The organism is Stenotrophomonas sp. TWI809 (assembly GCF_039673205.1).
In the GTDB taxonomy this organism is placed as follows: Bacteria; Pseudomonadota; Gammaproteobacteria; order Xanthomonadales; family Xanthomonadaceae; genus Stenotrophomonas.
In genome coordinates this window covers 179,655-190,920 of the sequence record NZ_JBDJLE010000006.1, presented here as the reverse complement: position 1 = coordinate 190,920, position 11,266 = coordinate 179,655, and the positions used below count along the sequence as shown (strand labels likewise).

9 protein-coding genes and 1 riboswitch are annotated in these 11,266 nt (G+C 64.7%); of the genes, 5 read left to right on the top strand and 4 right to left on the bottom strand.

The annotated features are described in order from the left end of the window. Positions 1–525 (bottom strand): Na+/H+ antiporter NhaA (locus tag ABE472_RS07335; RefSeq protein ID WP_346465962.1); only part of this gene is annotated, 525 nt, incomplete at its 3' end. A 1,198-nt stretch (positions 526–1,723) separates the two neighbouring features. Between ABE472_RS07335 and ABE472_RS07330 the strand changes: the two genes are divergently transcribed. After that, positions 1,724–2,569, top strand: a complete 846-nt coding sequence (locus ABE472_RS07330) for a hypothetical protein (RefSeq protein WP_346465961.1) — start codon at positions 1,724–1,726, stop codon at positions 2,567–2,569. Between the two features lie 110 nt (positions 2,570–2,679). On the opposite strand, the gene ABE472_RS07325 is transcribed toward ABE472_RS07330, so the two are convergent. Continuing rightward, positions 2,680–3,057 (bottom strand): hypothetical protein, encoded by a 378-nt coding sequence (locus tag ABE472_RS07325; RefSeq protein ID WP_346462588.1) that lies wholly within the window; start codon positions 3,055–3,057, stop codon positions 2,680–2,682. 219 nt (positions 3,058–3,276) lie between these two features. Between ABE472_RS07325 and ABE472_RS07320 the strand changes: the two genes are divergently transcribed. The 4 genes from ABE472_RS07320 (at position 3,277) to ABE472_RS07305 (ending at position 8,272) form a co-directional block, all read left to right on the top strand. Further along, positions 3,277–4,524 (top strand): VCBS repeat-containing protein, encoded by a 1,248-nt coding sequence (locus ABE472_RS07320; RefSeq protein WP_346465960.1) that lies wholly within the window; start codon positions 3,277–3,279, stop codon positions 4,522–4,524. Between the two features lie 75 nt (positions 4,525–4,599). Next, positions 4,600–5,016, top strand: coding sequence for an H-NS family nucleoid-associated regulatory protein (locus ABE472_RS07315; protein ID WP_313212804.1), 417 nt, complete (start codon positions 4,600–4,602; stop codon positions 5,014–5,016). Between the two features lie 80 nt (positions 5,017–5,096). Next, a complete protein-coding gene (locus ABE472_RS07310) occupies positions 5,097–6,026 on the top strand; it encodes a hypothetical protein (RefSeq protein WP_313212803.1) in 930 nt (309 codons plus the stop codon). A gap of 191 nt (positions 6,027–6,217) precedes the next feature. Then, positions 6,218–8,272 (top strand): TonB-dependent receptor, encoded by a 2,055-nt coding sequence (locus ABE472_RS07305; protein WP_346465959.1) that lies wholly within the window; start codon positions 6,218–6,220, stop codon positions 8,270–8,272. 48 nt (positions 8,273–8,320) lie between these two features. On the opposite strand, the gene pnuC is transcribed toward ABE472_RS07305, so the two are convergent. Both pnuC and ABE472_RS07295 read right to left on the bottom strand, forming a co-directional pair. Continuing rightward, positions 8,321–8,917, bottom strand: coding sequence for a nicotinamide riboside transporter PnuC (gene pnuC / locus ABE472_RS07300; RefSeq protein ID WP_346465958.1), 597 nt, complete (start codon positions 8,915–8,917; stop codon positions 8,321–8,323). Further along, a complete protein-coding gene (locus tag ABE472_RS07295) occupies positions 8,914–11,079 on the bottom strand; it encodes a TonB-dependent siderophore receptor (RefSeq protein ID WP_346465957.1) in 2,166 nt (721 codons plus the stop codon). Before ABE472_RS07295 ends, pnuC begins: the two co-directional genes overlap by 4 nt. Positions 11,080–11,146: 67 nt before the next feature. Next, positions 11,147–11,242, bottom strand: a riboswitch (TPP riboswitch). Positions 11,243–11,266: the final 24 nt, after the last annotated feature.

Sequence of the window (11,266 nt, the reverse complement as noted above, 5' to 3'; positions counted from 1 at the left end):
TCCGATGTCGAGGGACGAGGTGTAAAACAGGGCAATGATTGCCACTGCACCCATGTCGTCGATGATGGCCACCGACAGCAGCAAGAGCTTCAAGCTGGGAGGCGCGTGCCGGCCCAAAAGCGCCAGCACCCCCACCGCAAAGGCAATGTCTGTGGCCGCAGGAATGGCCCAGCCGTTGGACAGGGAGGGCTCGTGCCGAGATGCGATCAGAAAGATCAGAGCAGGAAGTGCCATGCCGAGCAGCGCAGGCACAGCTGGTAGTCTGCGCTGCTGCCAGGAGGACAACCGCCCACTGATAAGCTCGCGCTTGATCTCCAAGCCGACAAGGAGAAAGAAGATCGCCATCAACCCGTCGTTGATCCAAAGATGCGGCGTCATTGGCCCGAGTTTCTCACTGAGAACCGGGCCGGCATGAGCATGCAGAAATGCGAAATAGCTGCCCGCAGCTGGACTGTTGGCCAGCAAGATGGCGACCATCGACGCCATCATTAGTGCGACACCCGCAGATGCCTCGTTGGCGAGCATGCGCGCAAAGATGCTGCGCGGTCGGTCTATGGTTGTCATCGTGCTCCCTTAAAGCAAGGAGCGAACAAACCGGATAGGCACGACCAGACTCGACGCACCTGAAGGGTTCGTCAGCTCATGGTTGATCGAGGTGTGGAAGATGCCATCCAGCCCAAGCCTGTGAGAGCTGTGAGAGCTGTGAGAGCTGTGAGACATCGAGATGGTCGGAACTTTGGAGTATCAGCATGCGTAGACTCGGAAAACGACAGGTCGTTCTCCGTAATCGGGACCTACCCCCGGGCGCACGCAGCACACGCCGTAAGTCAATTTTAAGGATCACGTCGGCAGGGTCAACTACCTACTGCCCGTTGCGGAGATAGTGTTCAGACGGCAGATGTCGCGATGCTTGGTCGCGGACAGGCTGTGGATTGCTCGCCGCGCGCACTGCGCCAGCGACAGGCAGATCGTCAGTTCAACTCGAGTCTCGACCTTCGTCCGCTTTCGGCCAGAAGCAGTCGTTCCCAGCAGACAGTCAGGCCGAGCCGCAAAGGGGCGTCGGCTTGAATGAATTCTTAGATCCGCTCACAGGTGGACTCGACAGCCGCATCTTTGTACATGGCGTTGACTGGAATGGAGCGCGAGTGCGTGCCATTGAACTCAAGAATGCGAGATTCATAGACGGACTTCTTGGCTAGCTGCTCGTCTTGCGCCCTCTGCCCGGCATCCTTTGTGATCGATGGATCTGATGCCGAGAGAAACTCGATACGGTTGATCCGAGACCTCACGACGTCACCCACAAGCTCCCACGTGCCGCTACTGCGATCTTGGAGTGTAAGAGGAGCCTTACCTGGAGCGGAGATCACGCTACGGGAGTGAGCAGTGAAGGTGCCGTCCGGAAGCTTGGTGGTTTCATCAGTTAACGTGACAGTGAAACCTGGTCCCTGCATGACAGTTGGGCCGCACCGCCAAGTGCCAAAGAAATCTGACGGACTAAGGGGCGACGTCGTCGCCGCTGCAGAGCCGGCAGCGACGAGAAGAATGGCAACTGCACATTTTCGATGCATTTTTGCTCCAAGCGCATTCAACTCCGGAATCAAGCCGACTCGCGTAGCGAGTGAAGTCCTTGGGCACGGAAGCTGGATCTTAGGGCGGCTGGGTGCAGCTAACAAGCCAGCGTCCAGCAGGTCCCCGCGATCGCAAGCTCCCCCGGCACCCAGCCTTGCGGATCGTCGATGCCTCGTTGATCATCCTGTGCCCGCTCACTTCCGCGGGTTCGCCTGCACTGCGCAAGATCCTGGATGCCACTACCCGCATGGAATGCACAATGTCCCCCCTCCCCCGTGCGTTGGCTGTCCTGCTCAGCGTGTGCCTGCCGGCGGCGGCCCAGGCCGAACCTGTTTCCTTTACCAACGTTGGCGATTTCTACCGGTCGCTCGGCGGTGCCTTGTTTCCGGAATCGGGAACGTCGCTGGCCATGCCTTGCACGGAATCACCCCGGCACTGCATCTGGGTGACCTCCATGCACCAGGCGCTGCGCCGGTACGACCCACCGTTGTGGACCACGCCCGGCGACCTCCCCATGACGCCGCCCAAGGGCGTCCTCGATGTTGCCTTTGATGGCCAAACGTTGATGGTGGGGACGCGGCGCTGGCCCCTGAGCCGCGCCGTGAACCTGACGTCACCACAGTGGCGCAGCGAGACGCCGATCGACCCGGAGAACCTGACCGCCGTAACGGCCTGGCAGCGCGGCACGTCGGTTTGCCTGGATATGCGCTACTCAAGCAGTGGCACAGCCGTCCGCTACACAGCGGTGCTGTTGTTGCATGGTGAGCGCCTGTACACCCTGCCGCCGCTGTTTGCCACCTGTGCAGCCATACGGGAAGCGCCCCATGACGGCTTCAGCTATCCGAGCAACACCTACCTCGGTGCTGAGCAGGAACACCCTCGACCCGGCCTGCAGGTGGACTATGTGTTGTCCGATGGCAAGACACGCATTGCGCGCTATGTGTTGCACTTTGCCGATCAGGGCAATCCCTACCGCTTTGAGGCAACGCGCGGCGAATGACCGTCATGCCACTCACCGCATCACTGCGGTGGCATCAGCGCGCGCTTTTAAACGGAACGGGGGGCATGCACCCGAATCGGTGGCCGCGGCAGGGTTCCGCTCTGCTCCGATCAGCGCCAGCCGCGGTTGTGGTTACGGCGGTCATGGTCCCAGCGACGCTGGTCGTGACGGCGGTCGTGGCGGCTGGTGCGCTCGTAACGATGGTCGCGGTCATAGCGGCGATCGCGATCGTGGCGATAGTCGCGGTGGTCCCGGCGATCCTTGGTGGTCACATTGCCGATCGCACCGCCGGCCACTGCACCGCCTGCGGTCATCATCGGGTCGCCGTTGGACAGCACGTGCCCAGCGACGCCACCCACCACGGCACCCACCAGTGTGTTCTTGTCCTTGCGCGACAGCGCGGAGGCATCGCCTGCGGCGATGACGCCAGCGGTCAGAGCCAATGCCATGGCCAGGCCACGGAAGCTGAAAGCGGTTGAGGTGAGCATCGTTGGATCCTCCAAACGTATCGGTGTGGAATCGAATCTGGTGGCCGAAGATTGCCGGAACATTGCGCACCCGCGGATGAACCGACCCCTGTTCAGTTTGGCGAAAGTACAGCTTGGTGGGGCCATGCCCTCGCACCCAGCCGACGCCAGCGCCCCTACAGTGGCACGCGTGTCCCTCGCAACGGACGCACTCAACGACCGCTTCGGAGCCCGAGCCGCATGCACTCAACGATCCCCTCCCTCGCCCTCGCCGCTTCCCTGTTCGGCGTCTCCGTCACGGCGTGCGCTGCCCCGTCGCAACCGTCGCGCACCATTTTTACCGACGTCACCGCCACTCACGTTCCCACCGACGCGGAGCTCCATGCACTGGATGCGGCGTTGCTGGATGCCGATGGCGATGGCGATCTGGATGTCGCGGTGGCGGTGGCGGTGGAGAATGGTGCCAACCGGCTCTACCTCAACGATGGCACCGGCAAGCTCACACAGGCGCCCGATGCGTTCGGCACGATCACCGGCGACAACGAGCATGTACGCGTGGCCGATGTTGATGGTGACGGCCATATCGATGCGCTGTTCATCGCTGAAGACACCGAGCAGCACAACCTGTTCCTGGGTGACGGCCAGGGTGGATTCGTACGGGTCAGCGAGCGCCTTCCTGCGATGAGCCAGGCCAACGGCGTCGCCATCGGTGATGTCAACGGCGATGGCCTGCCCGACATCGTGGTGGGCAACACGACGGAGGGCAAAGCCGGTGTGGCGCAACCGTTCCTCTGGCTCAATGACCGCGCACGCCCGGGCTACTTCGTCGATGCCACCTCCACCCACCTGCCATCGATCAACGTGCAGGCACAGGGCATTACCCTGGCCGATCTGGATGGCGATGGCGATCTGGATATGGCCATCGCCAGCCAGGATCCCATCAACCGCCTGCTGATCAACGATGGCCGCGGCCGCTTCACCGATGCCACCGACCGCCTGGGAGCGCAGATTCCCACCGAGACGCGGGAAGTCCATGCGTTCGATGCGAACGGTGATGGGCGTCTGGACCTGGTCTTCTTCAACCTCACCAGCAACAACCAGGCCTGGGACAAGAATCCGCAGACGCGCCTGCTGATCAATCAAGGCGAGGCCCGTTTCAAGGATGACACCGCCGCACGTCTGCCCGCGCATCGTTTCTCCAGCTGGGGCGGGACGGTGGTGGATGTCAACGAGGATGGCCATCCGGACCTGGTGGTCAGCGCCATCGACGTGCCCGGCTTCGTGCCGCTGCAGGTTCGCGCCTGGCAGAACGATGGCAAGGGCAACTTCACCGACGTCACTGCCTCGGTGATTCCCGGCACCGCGGTCGGACGCAGCTGGAGCATGGCGCGCGGTGATCTGGATGGGGATGGCAAGCCCGATCTGTTCATTGGCGGGTGGCAGTCGCAGGCCCGCCTGCTGCTGACCGGCAACACGATCGACGAGTAGGCCTGCGCAAACCGATGGCTTCACGCTGGCATTTGCTATCGTGCCCTCCGTCCGTCCCTCCTTCTCAGGAATCCCATGCCCCGTAAGCCCTCCGCCGCCCCCTCCGCATCATCGATGAAGGCCAGCCTGGCAGCTGCGGTCGCGCGATCGGGAATGGATGAAAGCGCGCTGCTGCGGGCCGCCACGAAGGAGGCGTTCGAGCGCGCACTCGTGCTGCTCACGACCTCCTATGCCGATTTCAGCCCGGAACAGCAGCGCAGGATCCGGGCAGTCGTGGACAGCGCGGGGTCGGCCAGCCCCGCCCCGCGCGCCAAGCCGGCCAAGATTCCCCGCGAAGCACTGCCGCCGCGCTTCTGGCTGCCGCACAGCGGTGCCACCTGGTCCGGTCGCGGGCGCATCCCCGCTGCGTTCCTTGCGTGGGAGGGCACCGTGGCCCACACCGAATGGAAGAAGACGCACCCGGATCAGCGCTTCCCGTCCTACCCGGGCTGAGCAGGCGCTGCGGTTCGCGACGCAGGGCGATGGATCGAAACGACTATCATGGTCGCCATTGAACGAAGCAGTGGTTGCAGATGAGTCGCGGAATCAAGATGCGCAAGGCCGTGGGAACGCACGGCACCCTGCACCGGTTGGCCGACCTGCAGAAACGTCATGACGCGCAGCAGACCCTGCCCACGTTGCTCTGCGATGGCTGCAGCGTGCCGGTCCGATTCGTCCCGGCGCACGACAGAAGCGGTGCCGACGGTGCTCTTCCCGCCGCGGTTCCTGCGTACATCGCGTTGAACAAGGGCGCTGAGCATCTGCCAGGGTGCCGTTACAACGCTCCCTCACATCTGCAGACCCTGCTCGCCAGCGGAACCAATCCCGAGTTCCTGCCTGCGCTGGGCGATGGCCGGCATGAGCTGCGTTTGTTGGTCCTCCAGCAGGCCCTGAAGCGGGGCAGCGCCGGGCCGACCCTTCTCCCGGCAGACGCGCCACTCGACGGTTACCTGCGCACCCTCACCGACCTGCTGATCCTGCAGGCGATGTGCGAGGACGACACGCTGCTGACCGCGCACCTGACCCTGCGCCTGGGCAAGAAGCGGGTCGACTGGGCGAATTTCCTTTACGGCCAGGACCGCTATGACGAAGCATGGGAACGGCTTGGCTCGGCATCCAGCGAGCTGCCGCTGGCCCTGCTCGGGACGGTGCGCTCACATCGCATGCCTCAGCCCGGTGACCCCCATGGCGTTACCTTCCTCAACTGTGCCCCGAAGTATCAGCAGACCGGCGTGACCGACCGCCGGGATTTCTACGAAGTCAGCGTCGGGCACACCGATGCGGCGTGGCTGAAGGCCTACCCGGTGGGCGCGGAGATCGTGATGTTCGGGCTGTGGCGCCAGGGAAGAAGCAGCACCACCTCCCGGCCGCACCCGACCGACCCGCGCCGGACCATCACCAGCATCACCCACAAGCTGGCATTGCGGCCCAGCCTTACCCGGCAGTTGAGTGTTGTGGAGTGAGCCGCGCGGCTGTGAAGGGTTTCTCGTGATCGACCCCGCACAGCGATAACGGCAGCCGTCGATATCGCTGTGTATCGCTACATTTCAAATGCGAATGGTTCGTGATACGATTGTTAAGATTACTTGAAACCCCCACACGGACGTCCCCAGCCATCGCCAGCGGGCTCCCATAGCCACGGAGTACTTTCGCGATGTCGCACCCCTCCCCTTCTTCCCGTCGTTCCGGCGCCACCCTCGCCGTCGCCATTGGTCTGGTACTGACCGCCCAGGCGCATGCCGACGCCGCTGCGGATGCCGCCGCCTCACCCCGCCAGATGGATACCGTGGTGGTCACCGCCACCGGCGCCCAGCAGTGGATCAAGGACGCCCCGGCCAGCATCAGCGTGATCACCCGCGAGGAGATCGAACGCAAGCCGGTCAGCAGCATCGGCCAGCTGCTGAGCACCGTGCCCGGCGTGACCGGCGGGTATGCACTGTCGGGTGCGCAGTCCAAGATCCGCCTGCGCGGCCTGCCCGAGCAGTACACCCTGATCCTCATCGACGGCCGCCGCCAGGGCAATTCCTCCGGCGTGAACTACCGCGATGACCTGGGTCCGCAGGACCTGAACTGGCTCTCGCCGGACATGATCGAGCGCATCGAGGTGGTCCGCGGGCCGATGTCCTCGTTGTACGGCTCGGATGCGATGGGCGGGGTGATCAACATCATCACCCGCAAGATCGCCAGCGAATGGGGCGGCTCGGTCACGTTCAACTACAGCAAGCCCGATTCCCCGACCCGCGGCGATACCACCCAGATGGGCGCGCTGTTCAGTGGTCCGCTGACCGAGAACCTGGGCCTGCGCGTCGGTGCCAATGTCACCAACCGCGAATCGGATACCGGCCGCCGGGAGACGCCCGGCAACAAGGCCGAGAACGCCAACGCCCTGCTCAACTGGCGCGTCAACGATGACCACACCGTGGGCGTTGAAGCCTCGCGTGGCGAGCAGCGCAACAGCGGTGCGGGCGCCGTCGGTGCGTGGGGTCTGTCCAAGCTGGTGCAGACCGGCTACGTGGTCATGCACGATGGTCGCTACGGCGACGCCGCCACGTCCAAGACGACGCTGGTACAGAACGATTACGAAGACAAGGGCAGCGCCGTCGGCAACCATTCCAAGGAGACGGTGTTCGATACCGCGTTCACCCGCAGCTTCCATTGGGGCGTCGAGCAGAGCTTGAATGTGGGTGGCCAGTGGAAGCGCGAAGAGCTGAAAAACGGCGACACCATCGGCACCGTGCCGGTGACCTGGACCGGCACCGGCCGGATCACCCCGACCAGCGAAGCCGATTCCTGGGCGCTGTTCGCTGAAGACCACATCACCCTGCACGAGCGGTTCATCCTCACTGTCGGCCTGCGCTGGGACAACACCGACAATTACGACGACAACCTGAGCCCGCGCGTCTACGGCGTCTGGCACCCGTCCGATGACTGGACTGTGCGCGGCGGTGTCTCGCAGGGCTTCCGCGCGCCCACCCTGAAGCAGGGCACCGCCGGCGCGGCGACCCAGTCCGGTGGCAACGGCTGCACCGCGTTGACCGTGGAAGGCTGGACCAACCGCTCGATCAGCGCCGACGGGACCACCGGCTGCTACATGGCCGGCAATCCGAACCTGGAGCCGGAAACCAGCACCAACTACGAGCTGGGCGTCGGCTACGACAAGAACGGCTGGTCGGCCTCGGCCACCTACTTCCTGACCGACTTCGATGACAAGATCCAGCAGGTCCCGCTGCGTGACATCCCCGGCCAGACGACCAGCTTCGTCAACGGTTTCTGGTGGACGGTCGCGCAGAACATCCAGAAGGCCCGCACCCGCGGCGTCGAAGCCAGCGTCACCGTGCCCCTGCATGAGCGACTGAACTGGATCACCAACGCCACGCGCATGCTGGAATCGAAGAACCGCACCACCGGCGCCAGCCTGCTGGTGGTGCCCAAGCTGACCGCCAATACCTCGCTGGACTGGCAGGTCACCGATGAATGGTCGCTCAACCTGAGCGCGCAGCACATCGGCGAACAGCTGGTGTCCTCCACCAGCGCCACGTTCGCCAAGGCGTATACCACCTGGGACCTGGTCACCGGCTACGACGTCAACGAGCACCTGACGGTGCGCGCGGGCGTGCTCAACCTCGGCGATGTCTCCACCATCGAGGAAGGCAACAACTACGACGGCGGTGCACGCACCTTCTTCGTGGGTGCCACGGCGCGGTTCTGACCGCGCCGGGTCGAGTGCAGACCTGACGTAACGACGGGCGGCGCGGACTTAACCGCGCCGCCCTTCTACGTTGTGAAGCAGCGCGTCGTTGCGCGCCACCGTCCATGCCCGCAACCCCATCACGGCCAGGCCGACGAACACCAGATACAGCACCGCGGTCACGTGCAGTGACTTGACCATGTACATGCCGACGTAGACCACGTCGACCAGGATCCACAGCCACCATGCGGCCGTGTGACGTCGCGCCTGCCACCACTGGGCGACCAGACTCAGCGCAGCCAGCATTGCATCCAGCCACGGCAACGCTGCATTGGTGAGGAAGTGCATCGCCGCGCCGAGCGCAATCCCGAAGGCGACGCCGATGCCGAGGTCACGCCACATGGCCACCCGCGCCAGCGGCACGATTGCGACCCGCCCATCGTCCTCGACCTGGCCACGCCAGCGCACCCAGCCGTAGACCAGGAAGCCGCCGAACACGATCTGCAGCAGCGTGTCCGAGTAGAGCCGGGCCTCGGCGAACACCAGCGCGTACAGGGCCACCGAGATCAGACCGACCGGCCAGGCAAGGGGCACCCGGCGCGTCATCAGCCACACGCCGAGCATGCTGACGCCGGCCGCCGACCATTCCACGATCGCCGGGTTCATAGCGCGAACGTCACCGACAAACGGGCCTGACGCGGCGCGCCCGGGAACAGGTAGTAGTCACCCGAGCTGCTGCCGGTATCGCGCCAGTAGAAGCGGTTGAACAGGTTGTCCACCGAGAGGTTCCAGGTCACCGGATGCTCGCCCAGCTGATGTTTGAAGCGCAGGCCCGCGTCGAACACGCTGTAGGCCGGTGCGCTCACGCGACCATCGGCAGTGGCCACGTTGGAGGCCGCGTAACGCCAACCACCGGTCAGCCCCAGGCCGGTCACGAACGGCAGCTGGTATTCCGCATGCACGGTCGCGCGCGTCTTGGGCACGTTGATCAGCTGGTGGCCTTCGTAATCCGGCGTGCCGGCATCGCGTGCACGGGCACGCAGGACGCTCGCACTGGCGGTCAGCGACAGGCGCTCGGTGAGCTGGCCCTGTGCGGTGAGCTCCAGCCCGGTATGGGTCTGCTGCCCTTCCTCGACGAAGGTGTAGCCGGCATCGCTGCCGTCCGGCTTGGCGTACTGGAACGGCTGCGAAGTGCGGAACAGAGCGGCACCCAACGTCAGCGCATCGCTGGTCACATACTTGACGCCCACTTCGGTCTGGCGCGACAGCACCGCAGGCAGGAACGTGCCTTCGTTGGAGGTCCAGAACGGCGCTTCCTGGCCGAGCGAAATGCCCCGCACGTAGCTGACATAGGCGTTGACCTCGTCGGTCGCCTTCCAGACCAGCGCGGTCTGCGGCAGGAAGCGCGACAGGCGGCTGTGCCGCTCCGGGTTGCCACGCTTGTCGTAGGCACGCTCGTCCAGGCGCACGAAACGCCCACCGGCCAGCCACTGCCAATCGCCGAAGCTCATCCGGTCCAGTGCGAAGACCGCCGTCTGCGCGCTGTCCAGACGCCGCGCGGACGGGCCCGGCATCAGCGGCGACGGGTCGAACTGCGGCACCTGTGCATCGTGGATGTTGGCAGTGCCCACGTATTCGTTGACGTTGCGGCGCTTGTCCACGGTGCGCTCGAAACGGTCCGCACCCACGCTCAACTCGTGCCGGATATCGCCGGTGGCGAAACTGCCGCGCAGCTCGCCACGGAATTCCAGGTTGCGGCGGGTATCGTCCGGGCTGCGGTAATCGTAGATGTCGTAATCGCCGTTGGGCGCGAAGTAGTTGCCCGGCACGCTGCCATCGGCGCATCCGGCGGCGTAGTAGCAGCCGTAGGCGAAGGCGACGTTGTCGTCGATCACCGAGCGGCTGTAGCTGGCCGACACCCGCGACTGCCAGCTCGGGCTGAAATCGTAGGTATGCAGCGCGGTCAGGTTGGTGCTGTCGATGCCGACCGGCCGCTGCCAGGTCTGGTACCCCAGCAGGTGCTTGCGGTCCACGCCGCGCGGCAGCCCGGTGGCGCCCAGCAGCTGATAGCCCGAGGCCGAGCGCTGCGCGCTGGTCTGGTAGTTGGCATCCACTTCCAGCTTGCCGCGTTCGCCGATCAGCCAGTCGGTGGCCAGTGAGTAGAAGTTGCGGCGGCCGTCGGCATGGTCGATATAGGAATCGCTGTCTTCCCAGGCAGCATTGAAGCGCACGCCGAAGCGCGGCGACAGCCAATGGCCGAGATCCACCGCGGTATAGCGCGAGCCTTCCGAATCGGTGCCGAGGGTGACGTTGCGGACCTCGGCCGGGCGCTTGCCCAGGTAATTGATGATCCCACCCGGCGCCATGACGCCCGCGGCGAGGCCGGCTTCGCCCTTGAGGATCTCCACCGACTGGATGTTCTCCAGCGCCAGGCGTTGCTCGCCGGTGATGGCCAAGCCATTGAAGCGATACCCGGTCCCGGTATCCAGCGGGAAACCGCGGATCGCGATGTTCTGGTAGTAACCGACCGGTGCATAGCTGTCGCCCAGCGAGGCATCGTTGCTGGCCAGCTCGGACAGCGTGCGCACCTGGCGGCTGTCCAGCAGGTCACGATCCAGCACGTTCACCGATGCCGGCGTGCTCTTCCAGTCACCCGCGCCGAAACTGCTGGTCTGCGTGGCGGTGGACGCCGGCTGGTGCGCCTGCACGCGCACGGCGGCGAGCTCGGTCGGCGAACGCTCGGGCGCGTCCGCGAGATCGTTGGCATGAAGAGGCAGCGCGGCGCAGAGGGCGGCGGACAACAGCGTGGGGCGGAAGCAACGGTTCATTCGATTCGTCATCAGCTGGGGGAGACGAAGCGAAGGCGAGCACGCGCACCGACCCATCACGGCGGTATGCCTGCTGCTCAAAGCTCCCTACGCCGGTGCAAACCGGATCAGGTTCCAAGGGACTCTCTCAGCCTGGTTTCGCCAGGCACCCCCGCTTCTGTGACTATTTCACTACAAACCGTACGGA